This window comes from Clostridium sp. BNL1100, assembly GCF_000244875.1.
GTDB lineage: Bacteria > Bacillota > Clostridia > Acetivibrionales > DSM-1351 > Ruminiclostridium.
The window spans coordinates 3,464,690-3,487,323 of record NC_016791.1; the positions used below are offsets into that span (position 1 = coordinate 3,464,690).

The following is a 22,634-nucleotide window of genomic DNA, read 5'->3' on the forward strand; positions in this document are numbered from 1 at the left end:
TTTATTTTAAATGTGAATTCTCATAATCTATGGTAAAGAGATACGCAGTACTGACCAACATCGTATGCGTATTTGGCTGCAATATCTTTCATACTTTCAGGCATATTTTTTGTAAAACCGTAAACTTCATATGTGAAATCGCCTGTATAATTTGTATTTTTTAATGCTTTAAGGGTCTTTTCCCAACCTACCGTGCCCATAAAAGGCAGGAAGTGCAAGTCGCTGATGCCTGTATTATCGTTTACATGAAGTGCAACTATACGGCTGCCAAGTGTTTTTATTGAATTGGACTCATCATAATACAGACGGTTTCCATGTCCAAAATCCCAGCAAACACCTATACGAGAATCCTTGTAGGAATCCACCAGCATACAAAGCTCTTCGGCTCTTGCAGAAAATTTTCTTCTCTGCGGGTACTCGATCATATTTTCATAAGCTATGCTTACTCTATTTTTCAATGCGAGCTCAATAATTGAATCATAGAACTCATGATTGTACCGGACACTTGCTTCATCGTCGAATTCTTTTTCAATACATTGTGTAAAAGGATGAACTACCAACCACTTTACCCCAAGCATACTGCTGATTAACACACTTCTTCGTGCGAATTTGTAATAATCTTCTTTCTCCAAATCACTTTTCCATTCCGGCATGTATCCCGGATTGTAAGGTAAATGGGCTTGTGAAAAATCAATCCCTAGTTTTTGACTTTCGTTAATAATTTCATCGACGTAGCTTTGCCAGTCATCTTCGCTTAATTCAGTTCTTGTGAAAAAGAACTCGGTAAAGCTGAAGTCAAGCGTTGTAAAACCTGCCTCCCTGCATCGGCGTATTGATTCCAAATACGGTGTATGCAGTCCGCCGTCCCTGCGCTTTGAAAAAAGATTAGTAGAAGTTGCCAGACGCATGATTTTACTCCCCTTCTATTTGTTATCAGCGCAATGAAAGTAGATAGTTTCCTACATCAACACTGAAACGTGCACTTGGAATTTTTAAGCCTTCCGGCATATAATTGTTTATTCTTATCTCATATACCAAATCGCCTTCATACCCGATTTTAGTAAGTGTTTTCATAACTTTTTCCCATGGAATTGTTCCAAGGAAAGGAAGAAGATGCAGGTCATCCTGTCCGAAGTTATCATTAATGTGAAGTGCTTTTACACGACTACCAAGCTTTTCTAAGGCAGGAATCTGATTTGTATAAACACGGTGTCCATGCCCTGTATCCCAGCAAACACCCACCGGTGCATCCTTATAGGAGTCAACCAGTGCTATCAGTTCTTCGGCTGTTGCTCCGAAGCGACGTCTGTTATCCCTGTCACACATGTTTTCAAAGGCAATCCCTACGTTTTCTTTTGCGGCTTGTTCTACAACCTTGTCAAAATTCTCATGGTTTGCCGCAAGGTCTGCCTGTAAATTGTATTCGGCCTTATCAATCTCTGTTACAGGGTGCATTACAGCCCATTTTACTCCCAGAATACTGCTGACATGTATTGCACGACGGGTAAGTTCATCAAAACGCTCTTTTTCTTCCGTGCTTTTGAAATATGCACCTTTAAAAGGGCGATACGGCGGGTGTGACTGTGAAAATGTAATACCAAGCTTTTCTGCCTCATTACGGATATTTTCAGCATTTTTTATCCAGTCATCGCCGTTTAGTTCTGTCTGACGGTTCAGCATGGCACACATGTTTAAGTCAAGAACATTAAATCCGGCCTCCTTGCAGCGGTGCATAGATTCAATATATCCTGTGAACTCCTTTGTTTCCCTGCATTCTCTAAATAGTGAAGTCATTGTAGCAACACGCATGTTTTTATCTCTCCCTTCTTATACAATCGGTTTAAATAAATATTTTTCTCTGCCCTAAGGCAGAGAAAAATATTTATGTGGATTATTGTCCGTTTGCATCCAAATAGTCTTTTAATGTCATATTTACTTTTTTATCAATATTTGAAATAGTAGTTGCCCTATCCTGAGAACCTTCACTCAGCTTTATAATTTCATTCTGTACGGTAGTATCAATATCTGTAAATGCAGGAACCCATGGTTCTAAGTAGTTAGGATAATCCTTGGAGTTATCGGCGATTGTCAGAATAATATTATACAGAGGATTTTTCTCTAAGAAGGTCTTTACTTCAGGTAAATCATAAGCTTTTGAATTCATGGCATAGTAGCCTGTGTTCATAAACCAGTCGCCTGACACTTTTGGGGTTGCAAGGTATTTCATGAAGTCCCATGCACCAAGACGTTTGTTGTCATTTCCTGCATCAAAAACATACAATGCAGAACCGCCGATACCTGTACCCTTTGTACTATTTGCATCAACACGAGGAAGTTCAGCCACACCAACATCGAATGTTCCTGTATTCTGAATCTTTGCAACAATTGAAGCCATTGAAGAAGTACTTGCAGTCATCATTGCATACAAGCCGGATTGGAAGCCTTCATTCGGACTAACTACACCGTAATCAACTCCGCCTGTAGCCAAAACCTTTTCCCATTCTGTCAGGAAGTGGTCAAGAGTTCCGTCTTTTGTCATTGCAAGAGCAGTAGGAGTACCCTTACGGCCGTCGGCGTTATCAAACATATACTTTTCGCTGCCTTGCATTGGAATCCATGACCCCAGGAGGAAGAAACGAGTCTTTGTACCAAGACCGAAAGTTTTGATTTTATCCCCACTCTTAACAGTCAGGGCTTTAACGTATGTTGCCAGTTCTTCCAAAGTTGTAGGTGCTTTATTTGGATCAAGTCCTGCAGCCTTAAACATATCTTTGTTATAGTACAGCATAACTGATGAGTTTGAGAATGGTAAACCAAGAACCTTGCCGTTATACATTGCATAGTGCAGTGCATTTGCATTAAGGTCATTTAAATTAATTCCGTTGGCATCCATATCAACAAAATTCTGAATAGGATAGATGTACTTGCTTTCCTTTACATCAAATATACCCTTGGAGCTCATCTGCATAATATCAGGAAGTTCGTTTGCAGCGTCAGCCTGTAATATAGCAGATAACTTTGTTGAAGCTTCATCGTATTCTCCCTGATAGATAAGGTCTACGGTGATTCCCTTTTTAGTACCTTCCGATGAGTTGTACTCATCAACCATTTTCTTAAGCTGATCAGCAATGTTACCTTTCATTGAGTGCCAGAAAGTAACCTTGACCGGACCTGACGGCAGTATACTTCCTGTTGCTGCCTTAGTTGCAGTAGTTTCTGCCTTTGTGCTGTCCGTAGGTTCCGAAGACCCACAACCCACAAATATGGAAGCAGACATAACTACACTTACAAACAATGCTAAAATTCTTTTAAGTTTCATTTTCCTTTCCTCCTTTAAATCATTATTAATATTTTCTTATTTAGCTATATATAAGAAATGTGTTACAAATTAACCCTTTACCGAACCGCTGGCGATACCGCGAACAATGTTTCGCTGACCGAATGCGAAAATAATTATAGTAGGAAGCAATATAATTGCTATTGCTGCAAAAATCGGAGCCTTAACGCCGGAATCATCTGCTGCCAGCATTGTTATACCAACCTGTACCGTTCTCATTTCAGGCCTGTTGGTAACAAGCAGAGGCCACAGGTATGTGTTCCACACCGCAACAAAGGAATTTAATGAAAGAGCGGTAATGGTAGCTTTTGAAACCGGAATACATATCTGGAAAAAGAATTGCAGGTCTCCGCAACCGTCAAGAAATGCCGCTTCACGAAGGGAGCTGGAAATTGTCTTGAAACTTTGCCGGAACATAAACACCTGAATAGCTGATACAAAATAGACTGCCATGATACCTACATATGAGTTAAGCATACCTAGTTTGCTTATAGTAATGTAGTTCGGGATTAAAACTGCTTCCGTTGGTATCATCATTGTACCTATTATTATGAAAAACAGAACATTTTTGCCTTTGAAGTTGAAAAATGCAAAGGAATATGCCGCAAACATTGAAAGCAACAACCTTACCAGTGTAACCACCACTGCTATTAAGAGTGAATTTAGCATAAACCTCGGTACCAGTGAGTCAAACAGAACGTGCTTAAAATTATCAAGGTAAGTAAAATCTTTTGGAAATATTGTCGGCGGATAGCTGTCAAATGTAGCATCGTCTTTAAACCCGCACATAAAAGCATAAAAAAGAGGGAATGCAATCAGGATACCTAATGCCAAAGAGAGAACCGATTCAACAATGCTTTTAGCCTTTATAATTTTATTGGGAATCAATCGTATACCACACCTTTCTTTTCATACATGAAGTTGAACATCAGGAATATAAATGCAAGCAGGAAAGTTACAATACTGGCTGTAGAACCAAGTGCGTAATTGCCGCTTCTGAAACCGGTAGTATATACATAGTAAATCATTGTGGATGTAGAATTGACCGGGCCGCCCTTTGTAAGAATCATGGTTGGTGCATTCATCATTATACCTGCAACCATTTGTGTACAAAAAACAAAGAAGATAGTTGGTGATGTAATAGGTATAACAATCTTGAAAACCTTTCTCCAGTAGCCACAACCTTCAAGATTGGCTGATTCAATCAATTCATCAGGCACATTACGTACCGCAGCCAACAAGAGCATAAAGTTAAATCCGATATGAATCCATACCATTATCACAGATAAAGAAGGCAGTGCCCAGACCTTGTCATTAAGCCAGTCTATGTTGGTTTTGTTTTGCATTACGCCGATAATTTCTAGAAAGTAATTAACCAAACCTATTTTACGGTGCAATAATTGCTGGAAAATATAACAGGAGGCAGATACTGATACCGCCATAGGCAATGCAAACAAGGTTTGATAAATATTTGAAAATAGCTTTCTTTTGTTGGCAATCAATGCAAGAGTAAATGGTAAAATAACTGCTAGTGGTACATAAATTAAGGTAAATTCAAGCGTTACCCCAATAGCATTCATAAACTCCTCACGACTGAAAATACTCAAATAGTTTTTTAAGCCGACAAATCTTACAATCTCACCTTGTTTATTTACAGCAGATAAACTATATAACAGCGTTCGAATAAATGGATAATAAGAGAACGCTACCGCAAAAATAAGAATTGGTAATACAAATAAATAAGGTTTCTGAAACTCGACTATTTTTCTACCCAGCGTTTTTTTGCCCGCTATTTGTCCCCTTTCTTTAAGGGATTTTGAAGTGGACATAAATAAACACCTCCCATGTTGTAAAAATTCTTCTATATAACATCAGCTGTGTTCAGATTCTTCTAAAACAACAGACAATGATATCGAATTAATGAAAATTTGGAACATTCCAAATTTAATTTAAAAATACATTTTCTCTCTTTCCTTCTAATTACTATGCATAATGTATAATTTTTTTAAAAATCAGCTGACTTTATTGAACAATTTGTATATATACTATGTATAACTTTATTATCTGGAACGTTCTAAATTCTGATTATTGCTTTTTGGAACGTTCCATTCATCTGATGTCTATATATTAGTTCATATCATAATCGAAGTCAATACATTTTGCATAAATTTTTTGAAAGATTTTTTTATTTTTTGTCGAATTATAACAATAATAATTATGGTATAAATTATAATTGAATCAACAATGTTGACATTATTTACTGCAGGTTATATAATTTGAATTGGAACGGTTTAATGGAATTTATCTAAGCACTGTTAAATCAGCTAAGTAAATTTTAACATTGATAAAATATATAATAAAGCCCTCGGAGTTTCCGAGAACAGACTTACATATATAAGGAGGGATTTGAATGAAGGTTACAATTCTTGACGTTGCACGGGAAGCCAATGTTTCCAAAAGCACAGTTTCGCTTGTCCTCAATAATTCAAAAGCCGTTAAGCTTGAAACACAATACAAGGTGCGTGAGGCAATAAAGAAGCTAAATTATACACCAAATCTAGCCGCACGTGAACTGACCACCAGTCGCACACACACTTTGGGGATAGTTTTTTTAACCTCCAATCATTTTAAAAAGGCTTATGCTTTTGATTCTGTCGCTGAAACTCTTTTATATGACACCAGCAACGGAATATATACCGGCCTTAAAAATACGGATTATGCACTGCTTACAGAACGGTTTTCATCTGTCAGTAATCCCGATGCACTTCCGTCATTGATTATGAACCGAAGAATTGACGGGGTGTTTCTCATAGGAGGTCTGTTTACGTCTGACCTTATTGAACATTTAAGGCAAATTAATCTTCCAACTGTAATTATCGGTCTGCAATACAACGGAACGGATTCCATCTTCTCCGAGATGGAACAGGTTGGTTATCTTGCCGGTAAGGAGCTTCTGGAAAAACACCATAAGAGAATCCTGTTTTTAAACGGTCCTGCTAACAGCAGTAATTCTCAAAAAAAACTTTCTGGAATACAAAGAGCCTTTTCCGAATACGGTGAAGATCCGAAGGGTCTATATGTAGTTAATTCAGGTTACACCGGTTTGGACGGTTATAAGTCATTAAAAGAAATTTGGGAATCCGGTTTACGGCCGGATGCTATTTTCGGTGCAAGCGACGGTATTACTTCCGGCGCTATGAGGTTTTTGTTTGAACAAAAGGTTAATATTCCGGAGGACTTGTCTGTTATCGGGTATGAAAGTTCTATCCTGTCTGAATATTCACCCGTCAATCTGACTGTTATTGATGCTCATAAGGAGAAAATGGGTGAAGAAGCTTGTCGTGCACTCTTGAAAAGGATTGAAAAGCCCCGTTCAAATACCGTTTGGTTAGGAATTCCACCAACTCTGTCCCATGGTTCCTCTGTAATTCAACGTTAAATTTTACTTACAACATACGCTATAAAAATAATTATAATTCCATTCAGAACAAGAGAGGAGATTTTTATGAATATTCAACAGTTAAAATGTGATGTTGCGGTTATCGGAGGTGGACCCGCCGGAATTGCTGCAGCACTGGCAGCCGCCAGAAACGGCGCCAAAGTTTTTCTCGCAGATCGCAACGAATATCTCGGAGGTAACATGTCTTCAGGGCTTCCTTTACTGGGTTTTCTTGATAAAAACGGGAACCAGGTAACAGGCGGTATTGCACAGGAGATTGTAGATAAATTAACATTGCGTGGAGCGTGCCTGGGCCATAACCCTTGCCCACTGCATAATTCAGTTACAATCATTGACTCTGAAATGATGAAGGTTCTCGCCTTTGAGATATGCAGAGAAGCGGGAATTCAGGTTTTACTACACTGTGAGGTCATTGATGTTAATGTTGAAAACGGCCGAATAGACCGGGTGTATCTCATGGGTAAAGGCACACGCTATGATATTGAAGCTTCCGTTTTTATAGATGCTACAGGCGACGGCGATGTTGCATATCTTTCAGGTGCTACATTTGAAAAGGGTCAACAGGAAACAGGGATTTTACAACCCCCTTCCCTCCTTTTTACACTTAGTAATTTTAATGAAGAAAAGTTCTGGAGTTTCTTAGAAGAGCATCCTGAGGATTTGATTCCCGCCGAAAGCATGAATGTTTCCAACGGATATGATGTACAATTTTTTAGAAGCCACCCGGGCTATGTATTCCTTGGACTGCGAAATACATTAACACGAATGAGTGAACAAAATTTAAATCCATTCAAAAGAGATACTCTCATATACATTAAAACCCCGCATCCGGGTCAGATTTGCATTAACGCCACACGGATTTTAAACTTTGACGGAACTGATCTCAAGGATTTAACACGGGGCGGCGAAGAAGGTATGCAGCAAATCGTAAATATAACTGAGTTTCTTAGAAAATATATACCGGGCTTTGAGGACACCTATGTTTCTTACATTAACAGTTCAATAGGTATTCGTGAAACCCGCCGTTTTTCCGGCATTAAGAGACTTACTATAGACAATGTGACAAATGGTGTTATTCCTGAGGACAGCATTGCCCTTGGTTCCTACAAAGTAGACATTCATAACGGTCTGAATAGTTCTACTGATCTCATTGACCTTGAAGGGCCTTATGGAATACCCCTGGGTTGCCTAATCAGCAGTGATGTGAACAATCTGGTACTAAGCGGCAGATGTATTTCCATGGATGCACCTTCATTAGCCAGTGCCCGTGTTATGACAACTTGTATGGCAATTGGACAAGCTACCGGAGTATGCGCTTCTCTTTCTACTAAAAAGAATATTCTCCCTTCTTCAGTTAACAGCGCAGAAGTCAGAGAAATATTGCTAAAAGAAAAAGCAATTCTTAGTATTTAAGAATAATTACCGTGAATGATTTTGAGATTTGACGGTGTACACCTGTGTCATTCCTATTTATGAAAGCATGCCTTGTTTACATCAGGAAACAGGCCCCTTAAATTATATCCGATTAATTTACCACCACAGCATACTTTTGGAACTGTCCATAAAACCAAAGCAGATGCACAAGCTGCTGAAAAAAAGCACAGCCGCTTATACTAAATATTAATAAATAAAATAGGCTTCCCATTGAATAATTATTTAATCATAGGAAGCTATTTTTATTTTTCATAAAATCTTCAATGTACATTCCATTATTTTCAGTTACAATTGTGCCCAAGGCGAAAAACCACACCGGTCAGGTGTGGTTCCTAATATTTTTTATTTAATTATTTTTCTTTAACCGGAATCCATATTTCGCTGATATAGCCTTCACTCTTTGTGTCCCCTTCTGTATAAAGCTCTATGTCATATCCGGGTATCAATTCATATTTTGATTGTGGAAGCCATTCACTATAAATCCTTTTCCACATATCTTGAATAGCGTCCGGCATTGCTCCTACGCACTTGAATATTGCCCATGTGTAGGAAGGTATTTCAATAGTTATAAAACCTTCGGGTATCTGCTTTACACACTTTTCCTCACACCCTATACCATATTCATATTCCTTGCAGCCGGGTTCACCGGGCAGACATATTCCAAACATACCACAAACCTTTTGGTGCAACCCTTCTGCACAATATTCTGCCCAAAACATTGGGATTCCGTTAGTTCTATTTTCCTCTGTGAACTTTCTTGTTTTAGTAACTACCCTGAATGAATCCTTTTTTTCAATTTTGTAATCCATAACACTACCACCTTCCAAAACAATTTTTAGTGTGAGACGATTAAATGATTTGAGCTCCGTTCCGTGTTTTTTTGCTTGGGACGGTAATACTCCGTGGAACCGTTGGAACGCTTTTGTAAAGCTTTCTGGAGTATCATATCCGTACTTAAAAGCAATATCAATAACTTTTGAATTGCTGTTTAATAAATCTTGCGCCGCCAGTGACAGCCTTCTGTTTCTCACATATTCACTTACTGTCATACCTGTCAGTAATGAAAATGTTCTCTGAAAATGAAAGCTTGAGTAAAAAGCACTTTGTGCAATATCATCACAAACAATATTTTCATTTAAATGTTCTTCTATATAGTCTATAGCGTAATTCAGAGTGCGAACCCATTCCATTCAATCACCTCCTTTGCATTATCATTTTACAAAAAGTGGCAGTACAAATTCCTGTCATTTACTGCTTCTACTTGTCTAGTGACTTTTTGAGAGCCATAACTTTTTCTTCTATAATTTTAATCACTTTAATAAATTCTTTATCGTTTTTTCCGGTTGGGTCTTCCAGACCCCAATCTTCTCTGTGTTTGCACGGCAAAGACGGACACTGCACGTTGCACCCCATTGTTATCACAATGTCAACGGTTGGTATATCTTGAAGAAGCTTTGATTTTTGTGTTTTCTCCATATCAATTCCATAAATCTGTTTCATCAACCGGACAGCATCCTTGTTAATTTGAGGCTTTGTTTCAGTGCCTGCGGAATAACTCTCAAATACATCCGAAGCAAGATGTCTGCCTAATGCTTCTGCAATCTGACTACGGCAGGAATTATGAACACATATAAATGCTACTTTAGCTTTACCCATTTTACTGCTTCCTTACTTTCTCTAATATACTAATTACTTCTTCAGTTTTCAAGACTTTACCGTATGAAACAACTTTGCCGTCTACAACCAAGGCAGGTGTTGTCATTACACCATATGCAGCAATCTGTGCAAAATCCTTAACGTGCTCAATAGAAGTGTCCATTCCCAGCTTTGACAATGCTTCTTTTGTAGCAGCTTCCAGCTGATTGCATTTTGCACATCCCGAACCAAGCACCTTTACATATGCATCACCTTTAATGCCTGTTTCACTTAAATCTTCCTTCTTCTTTTTAAAAAATGGCATAATAAAATCCTCCTGATAAGTTTATTTTATAATAATAAATATTGAAATGCATTAAACAGATATCCAACAATAATAATACCTATCGTACAAATTGCAACAAATAATGCCAAAAGCCTTGGTTTTAAAGCCTTACGAAGCATAATGACAGATGGTAAACTGAGTGTTGTTACCGCCATCATGAATGACAGAACAGTTCCTAAATTTGCTCCTTTATACAGTAACGCTTCTGCAACGGGTATAGTACCAAAAATGTCTGCATACATAGGAACCCCAATTAACGTAGCAAGTACTACACCAAACGGATTATTACTACCCAGAATGGTTTCAATCCAGCTTTCAGGAATCCAGTTATGAATTACTGCACCGATTCCTACGCCTATTAATATATATGGAAATACTTTTTTAAAGGTTGCTGCTACTTGGTCTTTTGCATATGTAATACGTTCTTTTTTTGTTAAATTCGGTGACTCAATATCCATGCCTGAGGCATTTAGTATAATATCCTCTACATACTTATCCATATTCATTTTCCCAATAATTGTACCGCCTGCAACTGCAATTATAAGACCAACTATAACATAAACAACAGCTACCTTTGCACCAAAAATGCTCATTAAGATTACTAATGAACCAAGGTCTACCATAGGAGAAGAGATTAGAAATGAGAAAGTTAATCCTAGCGGCAATCCTGCACTGGTAAACCCAATAAAAAGCGGAATGGACGAACAGGAGCAAAAAGGCGTAACAGTTCCTAAAAGTGCCGCTATAGTATTTGCCCCGATTCCACGAAAACGTGTCAATATTTTCTTACTCCGTTCCGGCGGAAAATAGCTTTGAATATAGGTAATTATAAAAATAAGAAGACATAGTAATATTGTAATTTTTATTACATCGTATATAAAAAACTGAATACTACCTCCAAGCCTTCCTGACATATCAAGGCCAAAGAATGAAAGTAAATTTTGTGTAAGTATGTTAAGCCATTTCATTCCAAGCACCTGATTCTGCAAAAACAGGCCTATTCCTTTGAAAACCTCCATACATATCTCCTTTTCATTAATATATCTATTTTTATCGATATATCAATTTTTAATAAAGCCATCACCCGATGGCCGTATATATTTCTGTAATTTTACCAAGCAGTTCTCTAGCATAGGCACTGCCATCTTCGCTTATAGAATAGTGAGTCCATTTTCCTTCTTTTCTTGCATTTACAACACCCGAATCACATAATATTTTCATATGATGAGACAAAGTGGACTGACCAATTTTTAAATCCTCCAGCAGTTTGCAAGCGCATTTTTCACCTGTCTGGAGCAATTCCAGAATCATAAGGCGATTTTCATCACAAAAGGCCTTAAATACTCTTGCATTTTCTTCGTGTTCACTGATTGACACTTTATCACCTCATATCTAAAATATTCGATATGAAAATATTATATGAATCAAATCGAAATTTGTCAATGTATAAACCGCTCACCTTTTCCCTTTGTATATCTAAATTAATACTATAATATCTTTATATTAATGTAAATAATACCCAGTACTTATTTTACAATTTATACCATGTTAACTTGTTTTTTACATATTTTTGTAGTAAAATGTTATATAGTTATTCTTGGCAGATATGTTAATAAAACCAAATTTTAAATGTATTTATCGTCTATTTTTAAAAGCGTAGGAGGTTAAACTGTATGAAAGATATTCAATTATCAAAAAATGAAGTTAAAGAATTATTAAGAAATGGCTACGGCCTTTCTCAGAAAAAAGAAGTTGGTACAACGTCAGGCACTATAGTGGCAATGGTGGATTCGTCGGTAGTTATTGAACCACAATACCCTCCCATTAGTCCTGTAGTATGTGTAGTAGTAGTTTAGAATAAATTTTTAAAAGATGCTTTAAATATCTGCCATTTTTTTATAATCCCAATAGAATAAACCTAGGAGTTTATTCTGTTATCTTATAAATTTTCTATTTTTTTGTAACAAAAAATATTTAATGAAAGTAGGATGTTTTCCATGCTACAAAAATCTTTAAGTTTGATTATTACCAAAAAATGTACAGCTGATTGTGACATCTGTTGTTTTTCCTGCTCACCTCACGTTGAGGATAAAATGCCGTTGGAAGATGCACTCAATTATATTGATCAAGCTTCCCAAATCCAACAATTTACTGCTGTGGGAATTTCAGGCGGTGAGCCTTTTCTATATTATAATGATCTTATAGAAATTTTGAAAAGATGCAAATCTTTAAATTTAGGCTTTTCATGTTCTACCAATAGTTTTTGGGCAGCTACAATCGATAATACCAGATTATTTCTTAAGCAGCTAACTGATATTGGCTCTCTTACGTTAAATTTAAGTATTGATGAATTTCATTCTAAATATATACCCTTTCAAAATATAAAAAATGTTCTTAAAGTCGCAAAGGAGTTTTCTAATCTGTCTATTTTATTGGGTTGTGTTTGTACAAAAACAAGTAAAAAGTTACACGATATACTTGAATATTTAGGAGATGATATTATGGGTTATTATATAGCCTCATCTCCATGTTTACCTGTTGGTAATGCAGAAACCCGCATTAAACCGGAAGATTTATTCATATTTGAAAATTCAATAGACAAAAAGTGTTCCGGCTTATCCCACTTGGTTGTTATGCCGGACGGAAGTACTTACCCTTGCTGTTACCAGGGCGGCTTCACTCCTGCATTATATTTAGGTTCCGCAAAGGAGTTGCCTTTAACTGAAATAATAAAGAATTTTAACGGAAATATGTATTGTAGAACACTTGAAAACCATGGAGTTAAGTGGTTCGTTGATAAAATACATGAAAATAATCTGCCAATTAAACTTAAAAACGGAGGATATGTAGGCATTTGCGATGTTTGCCATACCTTATTTCATGACCCTGAATATTTAAAATATTATGAGCCGTTTTTAGATATAGAAATGTATAACATCATACAAAGAGAGTTGGAAAAAGACGCTGTCATGGGAGGTTAAATGGACACATACAACCAGTATCAATACATATATGCACTAACAACTAAGGAAAGAGTTGAAGCATTTTTAAATGCAAACATGGATGTTTCTGAGGACCCGATAATAATCGAAGAAAAGTGGTTCAATGTAAAAAGTCTGGTAGGAAAGGACTCATTGGATAAAAAACTTGATTATATGGGTATAACTTATGACCAGTTTGCTTTCTCCATTAAAGATTTCAATAGTTTTGAATCCGACATTCTATACGATTATCTTAAGGAAAGCAAATGGTATAAAAAATATCAGGAAATTATGCTGGACTTCGGCAATTCATATAAATCCGAAAACGTCGTCAACGAACAATTGATACTTCCATTTATAAGATACATAGAAAAAACTATATCTGGTAAAACTTTTAAAAACTTGCAGATTGATGCGGGTGTATTAATTACTTTTAGTCCAGAGTATTGCAATTCAATTAAACAAGATTACATGGAAATGCTTAATCATAGAAATGGGAGAATACAAAAATAAAAACTCATTAAATGGTGAGGATGGAAACTCCAGATATCTTGACTTTCTTAATAAAAATTACAAGACCCCTGACCAAATAGAAGAATTTTATTGTAAGTATCCTGTACTGGCAAGATTAATAGTACAGAAAATGCTTGATCTGACTCTGGAAACAGAGCGAATGTTAGATAATATAGATTTAAATTTTCAAAGTATCAGCAATACTCTAAAACTGAAAAGTGCTCATATTACAGAAATCCACGGTTCACAGGGTGATACCCATAAAAGGGGTAAATCTGTTGCAAAGCTGGTTCTTGATAATGGACAGGTTTTTATTTATAAACCACGCAACTCTGATATTGAAAGAGCCTTCAACAAATTTGTCCAGTATATTAATGAAAACAGCAATTTAATGGATTTATACATTAACAAAGTGTATTATGCAAAGGATTTTACTGTTGAAAGTTATATAGAGACCGAACCCTGCTATACGCTTGACGAGGTAAAGGAATTCTACTACAGGTTTGGTGAAATGCTTGCATTAACAAGCCTTCTTCAGGGTACTGATTTTCATAGTGAAAACGTAATAGCTTTTAATAAATATCCTGTTATTGTTGACTTTGAAACATTATTTACCCAATTGAGTTTTTCAGATGAAGAAGAAACAGAATTTGTACTTAAAAACAAAGATAATGACCGCTTAAACCTAGCCGCTACTGCTCTGCTCCCAACAAATGCCTTCACCAATAATGTAGATAAAAAGGGTGTTGATGTTAGCGGTTTGGCAGGAGGAGATTCTGTACCCCTACCTGTAAAAATGCTTGCTATTATGGACTTGTATACGGATAACATGCGCTATGAGTATATAAATATAAGTAAAAAGCAGGATAAAAACAAGCCGGTATTAAATGGAGAAATTCAGTCCTTTCAATCTTTCAAACATGATATATATACAGGATTTGAGGACATTTTGAAATATATTTACATTAATAGAACAAAAATATACCAAATAATTCAGCAGTTGTTTACAAATATTGAAGTACGTCAGGTTCTAAAGCCAACTGCAGTTTATAATGACCTGCTATCCTATATGGACCACCCTAATTATTCAAGAAATATGATATACCTTGAGCGTTTACTTGATAATAATTATGCATACCCCCATAGGAATAAAAAAATCGCATTTTACGAAATAGCGGACATGCATTACATGGAAATCCCTATTTTTTATACTAATACTTCTGAAAATTGCTTAATTACAAGTACCGGAGATAAACTCAGCAATTATTACAAGAAAAGTGCCTTGAGCAGTGTTCTTGATAATGTAAACCATTTATCAATCGAGCTTATAGACTTGGAAAAAAACAAACTGAAAATATTACTGGGAGATTATCTTGAATTAATAAATACAAGGATGAGCCAAATGTCAGGCTCTTTAACAGTTGAAAATCAATTCTGTACCAAAGACGATATATTAAATGTATGCCTTTCCATAGGAAAGAAAATACTTTCAAATGCCTATTTTAGTGAGAGCAAAAAAAATATATCCTGGCGGCATGTGGATGTCACGCAAAAACATCCTTCCGTAGGCTTTATGACTAATAGTCTTTATTCCGGAAGAGCAGGAGTATTATATTTTTTACACTATTTATCTTTGATTTCCCCTGAAAATGAAATCAAAGACTTTACCTGCCAATTATTTGATTGTATTGACTTTATTGGTGAGGACATCGAGCCATCTGTTTATATGGGCCAATCCTCTGCTATTTGGGTAAAAGCAAAACTAAATAAGCTAAAAAAGAGTGATTTAGCTTTAGTTGATATGCTTACAAAACTCAAAACACCATCTACAGCCAAGCTTAATGATTGGTTGGGAGGGACTGCCGGATTTATAAAACTTTTTTATGATATATATCAAAAAGGTATTGAACAAAATTCTTCATTGTCACTTACCCAGCAGTATGTATCCGATTTGTGCCACCAAATCAGTAATAATCAGGTCAATACAGAAAACTCTATAGGTTTTGGCCATGGGAAAATCGGAGTAGTGTATGCTCTTCTTATTGCGGAACAATTTCTGAAAAAAGATTTAAAAAAAGAAATTTATTACTTGCTTGATAAGATTGATAGTGAACTTATTCAATTTACTTCAGATGAATTATCAAATAAACACTCCTGGTGTCATGGGTTTGGAGGACTCGGCATCGGTGCATTAGCCTGCAAAAAGTATATGAAGGATGAAAGGTTTGAAACTTACATAGATAAATCATTCCGTGTAATTACTGAATCTGACCCTGCCAATATGTGTCTTTGCCATGGATTAGGGGGAGATATTGATTTTCTTATCTCAATGTCTGAGCAATACCCGGACAACAAGTATATATCAGAGGTACTACATAGAAAAGTTAGTAAAATTGTTAATTTTTATAAGAAAAATCAACATGTACTGCTTAATGAATTACCCGGTTTCAGGGACTTTGGCATGTACACAGGACTATCAGGAGTAGGATTTATTTTACTAAGATCAATCAGCCCCGATTTAGTACCAAGTGCATTGCTGCTATAATAATTTACTCTAAGGAGAAATTTATGAATAATCAAAATATCAAGGTCTTTGTATTTATCGGTAGTATGAAAGGTAAAAATTCAACAGAATATCAAGCAATACTTAAATTTTTAAATAAAGCGGCATGGAGTAATGCAGAAATCGATATCGTAACAGCAGATAATGCAGACATAAAGCCATGCTTGGGATGTTGCAGCTGTTTTGACTCGGGGACATGCCCACTGAAGCTTAACGATGATATTCTACAAATAAAGCAGAAATTACTTGATGCAGATTTAATTATAGTCTCTTCCCCGGTTTATTTACATCATGTTTCCGGCTCCACAAAAACCTTTTTAGACAGGATATCTCATTGGGCACATACATTTGATTTAATCGGAAAGCGAGCCATCGTATGTTCATCTACTGCAACCTCCGGTAATGAATATGTAATCAGCTATTTGAAGAAGGCTATGTGGGCTTTCGGATGTTTAGTGGTAGGAGAAATAAATGTAAGCCTCTTAATATCAGAGGAAGAATTGTCTTGCCAATTTGATAAAATATATTCCTCTTTATATGAATCGTATAAAAATCCTGAAACCTGCAAAGTTTCAATATTTCAACAACAGTTATTCGCAACATTAAAAAAATCTTATCTCCAAAATACTGATACATATGAATCAAACTATTGGAAGGAACATAATCTCTTTGATTATCCGAAATTTGAAGATTTCCTTAAAGCAAATTTAATTAAAGATTCAGTTATTTAAATTTGGTCAGTACACAGTACAATTCGATCAAATTTAAAATAAAAACTTCAGAAAGGAGGACTACATATGTCACACTCAACTATAGGTTTCGCATTTGAAGATTTAGGTGAGAAGGAAATGGCAGCATCACAGAATGCTTCTTCCAGTGCAAATTCAATTGTAACTATTTACTCACTTACAGGTACATGCTTACCTTCTATTGTTACTATATGTGTAACGGTACCAGTTACTATTACTGCCGGTGCAAAATAACTTTTAGGCAATTCAAAAAGGGGAAATATATGTTCCCCTTTTTGAAAAAATACACAGTCTTTTATTAACCTGAACACGGTGTGGTTAAACACTAAAATTGAAAAAACCTGATTTTTAACATCGTCAGGAGACTTAATTATAAATTTACAACTGAATCGCTAATGTCAGCTACCAGCAAATCATGTGTTATAATTAGCAACAATTTATCTTTTTCTTGAAGATATCTTATAATATTCAGAAATATGCCTGCTCGATTTCCATCTAAATTTGATGTTGGTTCATCAAATATTATAAATTCTGCATCTCTAGCAATACATTTTAAGACAGAAATAATTTGTTTCTCTCCCCCGGATAATTGATTTACGTTCTTATTCCAATTATTCTCATATAAATTAATTATATCCGCTTCATCATTCAAATTCATTTCTTTTATTTTTTCTATAATATTACACAAATTTATCTCTTCATTAAATTCCTTATACATTTCACAAATAGTTCTATTTGGATAGTTAAGTGACTGAGAAATATAAAGTATACGTTCATTTCTTAAATTTTTCATATTAATCATATTTATATTTTGGAAATTGTAAAATACATCGTCAGTATTCAAGATACCAATTAGAAGCTTGGAAATGGTAGATTTTCCGCTCCCATTTTTACCCACAACACTGCACACCTGACCTCTTTTTAAGTCTATTTTTATTTTATCAATTAAGTTTTTATTACCTTCATATTTGTAAGTTAAATCACCAGTTATACTGTCTATTTTATCTATAATTAAATTTCCGTCATGTTCAACTTCTATATCAAATATTTCATTTAACCTATTAACAGAAGTTTTAACATTTTGATAAGACTTACCCAATTCAAAATAATATTTAACTACTTGAAGGGTCATAGAAAAATATGTGCAAATAATTGTTAACTCTCCAACGGACATCTTCCCATTTAAGGTTTCCCAACCACCACATAAAAAAGTTGTCACCTGAAATACAATGGAAATAATACCATCTAAAGATGTAAATTTACCGCTTACTTTTGTGTAGTTTATATATTTTTTTAAATAATCACCAAAATTCGAAAATATATATCTATTATTATATTCATAATTAGCACTTATTTTTATGTCTTCCATAAATGTAAACTGATCATTTAATATATTAAAATAGGAATTCTGTGCTTCTTTTGCTTCATAACTCTTAGTATACAATGGTTTTCTAACAGTTAGATAAGCAATAAAGTAAATTGGTAAAAAAACAATCATTAATAAGGTTATACCTTTACTAATATTCAAAATAATAAATAGTAATACTATAACCTGAATAAAATTAATTACGACTGTTGCATAATTAGAAATAATAAAAGTTACAATATCGTTTATATCCTGCTCAGTTCTATGGTTTAAATAAGAAGGATTAAACTTTTTATATATTAAGATAGGAATTTTTCTAATGTGTTCAACAACTTCAATTTTAATTGAATAAGATGATTTTAATCTTACATTAACATCTAAAATCTGTTTGACATAGAATAAAAGTACGTTTACAAGTCCTATTACCAATATGAATAAACACATTTGAAGTATAACATTGTACCCAACTCTGGCAGATAATACATCAATGAACTTGCCATTCAAGTATGGCAATAAAACACTAATTATAGTTGCAACTATATTAATTAGTGTAAGTAAAATAAACTTTTTCTTATTTCCATTTAGAATTTCAAAAAATATACGCTTCACTTTGCATCCTTTTTACCCTGTTAATTTTGAAGAGTTGTGCAGATGACTATGATAGTATCTCCACAACTCCCCTTCTTGCTTACTTCCTTACTTAATACTAAACATTTGCATTAACGTTAGCATTTGCATTTGCGTTTGCATTTGCATTTACATTGGCATTGGCATTAACAAGCACATTAACATTTACAAGAACCAGTGCTTGTGGCTCAACCTTGCCATCATCAACTACGATTTCAGGACTAATATAATCGTTTATTAATTCCATATGTATATCCTCCTCTCATTAGTATTTTATATATTGTACTAATTAACAATATATCGATATTATTTTCTTACTATGACACCTTGGCTATTTAAGCTATTGACAATTTTTAAAGTGTTTTTAATTTTATTAATATAAGATCCTGCATCCATTGAATCCGGAATCGCCGTTCTTATACTTTTATTGCTACATTTTTGAAGTAAATCTTTTACTTCTTCATCAAAAACAGCTTTTGTTTTACCATCTTTGAGCGCAGCATAATATTGTTTTGTATGTTCAGCAATTTCTATATTATCTGAAATTCCAAATTGGGAATCTAAAGACCACTTAGTATAATTTCTTAAATAGTTTATTTCCAATTCCTTACCATTATTTACGTATTCGACTACTACCGGATATATATATGTTGCTTTTGTTCTCTTAAACATGTCCATCCAAGCATTATAGTACATTTCATAGTTCTGTGGATCATCATATATTGAAATAGCAATTTTAGCTGAAGCATCAGCTTGGAACTCAATTTGTTGTCTGTTTATCAAGGAAACATTAATTGTCCCTTTCTTTAAAACTTGGGTCATACAGTCAACGACGTAGGGACCTTTTTCATCTCCTATACATTCAAGTACCATATAAGCCTTTCCGGAAGGCTTTAAAAATTTCTCGAATCCTCCTACAATAGTCCTTACAATATCAAGTCCATCTTCTCCACCGTCTCCGCATAAAGGAAAAGTTATGTCCTTAGGAACGGGAACAAACGGTGGATTACTAATAATACAATCAAATTTTTCTGAAATTACCTGGTACAGATCACCTTTTCTTACTTCATACTTATCTTGACTTATGCCATTAATTTTTCCGTTTAAAAGTGCAGCATTATATGCCGTTTCATTCAGTTCAACTTCTACAATTTTATTTGCATAGTTAGCAGTGTTAAGTCCCTGAACCCCTGAGCCGGCGCACAAGTCAAGAACGGCGTCATATTTCCCTTTCTTTATGTATTTCATCAATTTAGTTGAATCCGATCCAATATAAATATCCGAAATTCGTTGTTTTGCATTCTTATAGCAGCTTGGCAAACTAACTATCAGAAATAATTCACCTATAGGCAATATTGCAAACCCCTCAGGTTCTATAACTTTTTCCTTTTCACATGCAAAACCTGTATCCAATAGGAACTCATAATTATCCCGTCCTAAAATTCTTAACATATCATCTTTTTCTTTTGCATATCCCAAAAGAAAAAATTCCACAATACATCTGTCATCGCTTGTTACATCGCTCAACATTACATTAATCTGATTCTCGTCTACCCATGGTTCAACAGTATTAAAAATACCTGCCATTGATTTGTAAATAAACCCGTAGTTACTTTCATTCATCCATTTACCAAATTGAACTGCTTTATCACTATTAACATCCGCTCTTAACATACTCTCTCCCCTTCAAGTGACTTTCCATATATTAAAAAGTCTCCACCCGTAATTGTTTCTAATAAAATAGCACTTTCTTTCTTAAAGCCAATATCGCATAATAATTGTTTATCCAAAATGCTGTCATTAGCAAATTTTACTTTTATCCTTTTAACGGTCTTCTGCTGCAACAACATCTCAAATTCATTCATTACACTTTTAAGATACGCCTTGTCATTAAGTATAATTGTTGTTACGTACACGACAAAATTATTCGGGCATACATAAATTCCAATTACCCCTACATTTTCTTTTGTTATCCTATCAACAACATTTAAAAAAACTTCTACCTGATGGAAATGATTTGTGCGCATATTTATTGCCTTATAATAATTCTCAAATGCTTCTCCCTCAAGTTGGTCCGATACAAATAAAAACGTTCTATCAGAACTCGTATTCTTATGGTCCATTATAAATTGTGAAGCATATTTAAAGTCCTTTTCCTCAAACATAGAGATATCGCACATTTTTTCTTCCATATACTCGTTGACCTCCTTTACCATCTCTAAGTTAATAAAATATGATATTGTTTGTTGCACATCCCTCCTTAACCGTTCTTCTTCTACTCTTGGATATTTTTTTTTCAGTATTTGCACTATTTCCTCTTCAGTCCTATTATCGATAAGATTCCATATTTCATATACTGACTTGTTCATAAAATGAGGTTTTGAATAGGACATAGGATAGAATAGCCTGTCACCGTTTTCTTCTTCCCTAAGAAGTCCTATATAGCTTTTTTCAACTTTTGTATAAATCATTTCATGTTACCTCCGTATAACTGGTAGTCTTCATGATTCCATGGCCTCTTCTCCTGAGTTTCTATTTCATAGAGTGAAATTATTTTTTCTGCTGCACTTTTTACCTCAGGAGTTCTCCAGATATCTTTTAACCCCGCATCCCATAGCTCGTTGAGTGAAGAGTTCACTGCATTACCGTAAATATATGGCAAATATGGGCTAACAACTATATCTCCGTTACACCTGATTTCATATGTAATTGTTTTTGCGTGTACGTTTTGTGAAAACAAATAAATATGCTCCAGAGGATCACCATTATTAAATTCAAAGTCTGAATACTCTTTGTTCTTCTTATGTATTATCCAATCAAATTCCCATTGCTCCTGGCTGTTCATTTTTAATTCTTCCTTATTGGCATAGCCTCTCCCAATAGGAATAAAAGGCATTGAATTTAATTTCTTTATTCCCATACTATACAAAATGTCAATTACCTCTCCGACACCTTTATAATTCATCTTAGTGGGAATAAATGTTACATCAGGAACTATACCGAACAATAGAATCTTTTGAATAGCCTCTAATGCTTTTTGATAAGCTCCTGGTTTTCCTCTAAATTTGTCGTGGATTTCTGGAGAATATGAGTCCAAGCTAATCTGAATACCATTAATACCGCTATTTTTAAGTTCTTTAAGCCTATCATCCGTTAGCAGCAACCCATTTGTAACCATATTTACAACTATACCGTTTTCAGAAAGCAGCTTTGCCAAATTAACAATCAATGGATACCTTAATAATGGCTCTCCTCCGCAAAAGCATACAACAGGTATGCCTGCCTCTACGATGTGCCTGCCTATAACCATCATTTCTTCATCGGTCAAATCCCTGTACTGCGCCTCAATACCGCTACTATTGTAACAGTGCATACAATTCAGATTACATCTGTTTGTCATATCCCACATGACATTCAATGGTCCTTTTAAGTTACCATATTCTTTTTGTATGGATCTTTTATCATAATTACATATATGTTGTTGTCCTACCATAGAGATGTTTCCTATTGCTTTCAATCAAATCCCCCCTTAAATAATCTAAATTTATTCATTACTTACAATACTTTATTTTGATAAGGTGTTGCCATTTTCAGTATTTTCGTATCTACAGATAACTGCTCTC

At 34.9% G+C, this 22,634-nt stretch carries 23 protein-coding genes and 1 pseudogene; 9 read left to right on the forward strand and 15 right to left on the reverse strand.

All coding sequences use genetic code 11. From position 1 onward, the window contains the following. Nucleotides 1–20: 20 nt before the first annotated feature. The 5 genes from CLO1100_RS14635 to CLO1100_RS14655 all read right to left on the reverse strand — a co-directional run bounded on the left by CLO1100_RS14635 (nt 21) and on the right by CLO1100_RS14655 (nt 5,166). Nucleotides 21–908, reverse strand: coding sequence for a sugar phosphate isomerase/epimerase family protein (locus CLO1100_RS14635; protein ID WP_014314539.1), 888 nt, complete (start codon nt 906–908; stop codon nt 21–23). Nucleotides 909–933: 25 nt separating this feature from the next. Next, nucleotides 934–1,809, reverse strand: a complete 876-nt coding sequence (locus CLO1100_RS14640; protein ID WP_014314540.1) for a sugar phosphate isomerase/epimerase family protein — start codon at nt 1,807–1,809, stop codon at nt 934–936. 82 nt (nt 1,810–1,891) lie between these two features. Next, nucleotides 1,892–3,319: an ABC transporter substrate-binding protein gene (locus CLO1100_RS14645; RefSeq protein WP_014314541.1), complete on the reverse strand. Its 1,428-nt coding sequence runs from the start codon at nt 3,317–3,319 to the stop codon at nt 1,892–1,894. A gap of 69 nt (nt 3,320–3,388) precedes the next feature. Continuing rightward, nucleotides 3,389–4,225 carry a carbohydrate ABC transporter permease gene (locus tag CLO1100_RS14650; RefSeq protein WP_014314542.1) on the reverse strand — a complete coding sequence of 279 codons (837 nt, stop codon included), beginning with the start codon at nt 4,223–4,225 and terminating at the stop codon, nt 3,389–3,391. Continuing rightward, nucleotides 4,222–5,166 carry a sugar ABC transporter permease gene (locus tag CLO1100_RS14655; RefSeq protein WP_014314543.1) on the reverse strand — a complete coding sequence of 315 codons (945 nt, stop codon included), beginning with the start codon at nt 5,164–5,166 and terminating at the stop codon, nt 4,222–4,224. Before CLO1100_RS14655 ends, CLO1100_RS14650 begins: the two co-directional genes overlap by 4 nt. 581 nt (nt 5,167–5,747) lie before the next feature. Here CLO1100_RS14655 and CLO1100_RS14660 point away from each other — a divergent pair. The 3 genes and pseudogenes from CLO1100_RS14660 to CLO1100_RS21110 form a co-directional block, all read left to right on the forward strand. Continuing rightward, nucleotides 5,748–6,776 carry a LacI family DNA-binding transcriptional regulator gene (locus CLO1100_RS14660; protein WP_014314544.1) on the forward strand — a complete coding sequence of 343 codons (1,029 nt, stop codon included), beginning with the start codon at nt 5,748–5,750 and terminating at the stop codon, nt 6,774–6,776. Between the two features lie 66 nt (nt 6,777–6,842). Then, the gene (locus CLO1100_RS14665; protein WP_014314545.1) at nt 6,843–8,210 is read left to right on the forward strand and encodes an FAD-dependent oxidoreductase; all 1,368 of its coding nucleotides are present in this window, start codon (nt 6,843–6,845) and stop codon (nt 8,208–8,210) included. An 81-nt stretch (nt 8,211–8,291) separates the two neighbouring features. Then, nucleotides 8,292–8,414: pseudogene (locus CLO1100_RS21110) on the forward strand (cupin domain-containing protein); the annotation flags it as partial. Between the two features lie 167 nt (nt 8,415–8,581). Here the strand turns inward: CLO1100_RS21110 and CLO1100_RS14670 are convergent. The 5 genes from CLO1100_RS14670 to CLO1100_RS14690 form a co-directional block, all read right to left on the reverse strand. Next, on the reverse strand, nt 8,582–9,421 hold the full coding sequence (locus CLO1100_RS14670; RefSeq protein ID WP_014314546.1) for an AraC family transcriptional regulator: 840 nt from the start codon (nt 9,419–9,421) through the stop codon (nt 8,582–8,584). Between the two features lie 67 nt (nt 9,422–9,488). After that, entirely contained in the window at nt 9,489–9,887 is a 399-nt protein-coding gene (locus CLO1100_RS14675) for an arsenate reductase ArsC (RefSeq protein WP_014314547.1), read from the reverse strand. A 1-nt stretch (nt 9,888) separates the two neighbouring features. Beyond that, on the reverse strand, nt 9,889–10,191 hold the full coding sequence (locus CLO1100_RS14680) for a thioredoxin family protein (RefSeq protein WP_014314548.1): 303 nt from the start codon (nt 10,189–10,191) through the stop codon (nt 9,889–9,891). 26 nt (nt 10,192–10,217) lie between these two features. Further along, nucleotides 10,218–11,231 carry a permease gene (locus CLO1100_RS14685; RefSeq protein WP_014314549.1) on the reverse strand — a complete coding sequence of 338 codons (1,014 nt, stop codon included), beginning with the start codon at nt 11,229–11,231 and terminating at the stop codon, nt 10,218–10,220. Nucleotides 11,232–11,292: 61 nt separating this feature from the next. Further along, on the reverse strand, nt 11,293–11,589 hold the full coding sequence (locus tag CLO1100_RS14690) for a metalloregulator ArsR/SmtB family transcription factor (RefSeq protein WP_014314550.1): 297 nt from the start codon (nt 11,587–11,589) through the stop codon (nt 11,293–11,295). Between the two features lie 296 nt (nt 11,590–11,885). Between CLO1100_RS14690 and CLO1100_RS14695 the strand changes: the two genes are divergently transcribed. From CLO1100_RS14695 to CLO1100_RS14715, 6 genes are all read left to right on the forward strand, one after another. Then, a complete protein-coding gene (locus CLO1100_RS14695; RefSeq protein WP_014314551.1) occupies nt 11,886–12,068 on the forward strand; it encodes a hypothetical protein in 183 nt (60 codons plus the stop codon). A gap of 141 nt (nt 12,069–12,209) precedes the next feature. Beyond that, a complete protein-coding gene (locus CLO1100_RS14700) occupies nt 12,210–13,193 on the forward strand; it encodes a radical SAM protein (protein ID WP_014314552.1) in 984 nt (327 codons plus the stop codon). Further along, on the forward strand, nt 13,194–13,706 hold the full coding sequence (locus CLO1100_RS20050; protein WP_050814150.1) for a hypothetical protein: 513 nt from the start codon (nt 13,194–13,196) through the stop codon (nt 13,704–13,706). Continuing rightward, nucleotides 13,687–16,251 carry a type 2 lanthipeptide synthetase LanM family protein gene (locus CLO1100_RS14705; RefSeq protein WP_050814151.1) on the forward strand — a complete coding sequence of 855 codons (2,565 nt, stop codon included), beginning with the start codon at nt 13,687–13,689 and terminating at the stop codon, nt 16,249–16,251. The genes CLO1100_RS20050 and CLO1100_RS14705 overlap by 20 nt, the downstream gene beginning before the upstream one ends. Before the next feature lie 23 nt (nt 16,252–16,274). After that, a complete protein-coding gene (locus tag CLO1100_RS14710; protein WP_014314553.1) occupies nt 16,275–17,000 on the forward strand; it encodes a flavodoxin family protein in 726 nt (241 codons plus the stop codon). Nucleotides 17,001–17,066: 66 nt separating this feature from the next. Beyond that, nucleotides 17,067–17,252 carry a hypothetical protein gene (locus CLO1100_RS14715; protein WP_014314554.1) on the forward strand — a complete coding sequence of 62 codons (186 nt, stop codon included), beginning with the start codon at nt 17,067–17,069 and terminating at the stop codon, nt 17,250–17,252. Between the two features lie 136 nt (nt 17,253–17,388). Here CLO1100_RS14715 and CLO1100_RS14720 read toward each other — a convergent pair whose 3' ends face one another. The 5 genes from CLO1100_RS14720 to CLO1100_RS14735 form a co-directional block, all read right to left on the reverse strand. Next, entirely contained in the window at nt 17,389–18,993 is a 1,605-nt protein-coding gene (locus tag CLO1100_RS14720; RefSeq protein WP_014314555.1) for an ABC transporter ATP-binding protein, read from the reverse strand. A gap of 97 nt (nt 18,994–19,090) precedes the next feature. Continuing rightward, the gene (locus CLO1100_RS20840) at nt 19,091–19,258 is read right to left on the reverse strand and encodes a hypothetical protein (protein WP_014314556.1); all 168 of its coding nucleotides are present in this window, start codon (nt 19,256–19,258) and stop codon (nt 19,091–19,093) included. A gap of 59 nt (nt 19,259–19,317) precedes the next feature. After that, the gene (locus tag CLO1100_RS14725) at nt 19,318–20,685 is read right to left on the reverse strand and encodes a methyltransferase (protein ID WP_014314557.1); all 1,368 of its coding nucleotides are present in this window, start codon (nt 20,683–20,685) and stop codon (nt 19,318–19,320) included. Beyond that, nucleotides 20,679–21,482, reverse strand: a complete 804-nt coding sequence (locus tag CLO1100_RS14730; protein ID WP_014314558.1) for a PqqD family protein — start codon at nt 21,480–21,482, stop codon at nt 20,679–20,681. The genes CLO1100_RS14725 and CLO1100_RS14730 overlap by 7 nt, the downstream gene beginning before the upstream one ends. Continuing rightward, a complete protein-coding gene (locus CLO1100_RS14735) occupies nt 21,479–22,528 on the reverse strand; it encodes a radical SAM protein (protein WP_014314559.1) in 1,050 nt (349 codons plus the stop codon). Before CLO1100_RS14735 ends, CLO1100_RS14730 begins: the two co-directional genes overlap by 4 nt. Nucleotides 22,529–22,634: the final 106 nt, after the last annotated feature.

Coding starts and splice junctions, on each gene's coding strand:
- CLO1100_RS14635 (WP_014314539.1), bottom strand. CDS start 908: ATGCGTCTGGCAACTTCTACTAATCTTTTTTCAAAGCGCAGGGACGGC.
- CLO1100_RS14640 (WP_014314540.1), bottom strand. CDS start 1,809: ATGCGTGTTGCTACAATGACTTCACTATTTAGAGAATGCAGGGAAACA.
- CLO1100_RS14645 (WP_014314541.1), bottom strand. CDS start 3,319: ATGAAACTTAAAAGAATTTTAGCATTGTTTGTAAGTGTAGTTATGTCT.
- CLO1100_RS14655 (WP_014314543.1), bottom strand. CDS start 5,166: ATGTCCACTTCAAAATCCCTTAAAGAAAGGGGACAAATAGCGGGCAAA.
- CLO1100_RS14660 (WP_014314544.1), top strand. CDS start 5,748: ATGAAGGTTACAATTCTTGACGTTGCACGGGAAGCCAATGTTTCCAAA.
- CLO1100_RS14665 (WP_014314545.1), top strand. CDS start 6,843: ATGAATATTCAACAGTTAAAATGTGATGTTGCGGTTATCGGAGGTGGA.
- CLO1100_RS14670 (WP_014314546.1), bottom strand. CDS start 9,421: ATGGAATGGGTTCGCACTCTGAATTACGCTATAGACTATATAGAAGAA.
- CLO1100_RS14675 (WP_014314547.1), bottom strand. CDS start 9,887: ATGGGTAAAGCTAAAGTAGCATTTATATGTGTTCATAATTCCTGCCGT.
- CLO1100_RS14680 (WP_014314548.1), bottom strand. CDS start 10,191: ATGCCATTTTTTAAAAAGAAGAAGGAAGATTTAAGTGAAACAGGCATT.
- CLO1100_RS14685 (WP_014314549.1), bottom strand. CDS start 11,231: ATGGAGGTTTTCAAAGGAATAGGCCTGTTTTTGCAGAATCAGGTGCTT.
- CLO1100_RS14695 (WP_014314551.1), top strand. CDS start 11,886: ATGAAAGATATTCAATTATCAAAAAATGAAGTTAAAGAATTATTAAGA.
- CLO1100_RS14700 (WP_014314552.1), top strand. CDS start 12,210: ATGCTACAAAAATCTTTAAGTTTGATTATTACCAAAAAATGTACAGCT.
- CLO1100_RS20050 (WP_050814150.1), top strand. CDS start 13,194: ATGGACACATACAACCAGTATCAATACATATATGCACTAACAACTAAG.
- CLO1100_RS14705 (WP_050814151.1), top strand. CDS start 13,687: ATGGGAGAATACAAAAATAAAAACTCATTAAATGGTGAGGATGGAAAC.
- CLO1100_RS14710 (WP_014314553.1), top strand. CDS start 16,275: ATGAATAATCAAAATATCAAGGTCTTTGTATTTATCGGTAGTATGAAA.
- CLO1100_RS14715 (WP_014314554.1), top strand. CDS start 17,067: ATGTCACACTCAACTATAGGTTTCGCATTTGAAGATTTAGGTGAGAAG.
- CLO1100_RS20840 (WP_014314556.1), bottom strand. CDS start 19,258: ATGGAATTAATAAACGATTATATTAGTCCTGAAATCGTAGTTGATGAT.
- CLO1100_RS14725 (WP_014314557.1), bottom strand. CDS start 20,685: ATGTTAAGAGCGGATGTTAATAGTGATAAAGCAGTTCAATTTGGTAAA.
- CLO1100_RS14730 (WP_014314558.1), bottom strand. CDS start 21,482: ATGATTTATACAAAAGTTGAAAAAAGCTATATAGGACTTCTTAGGGAA.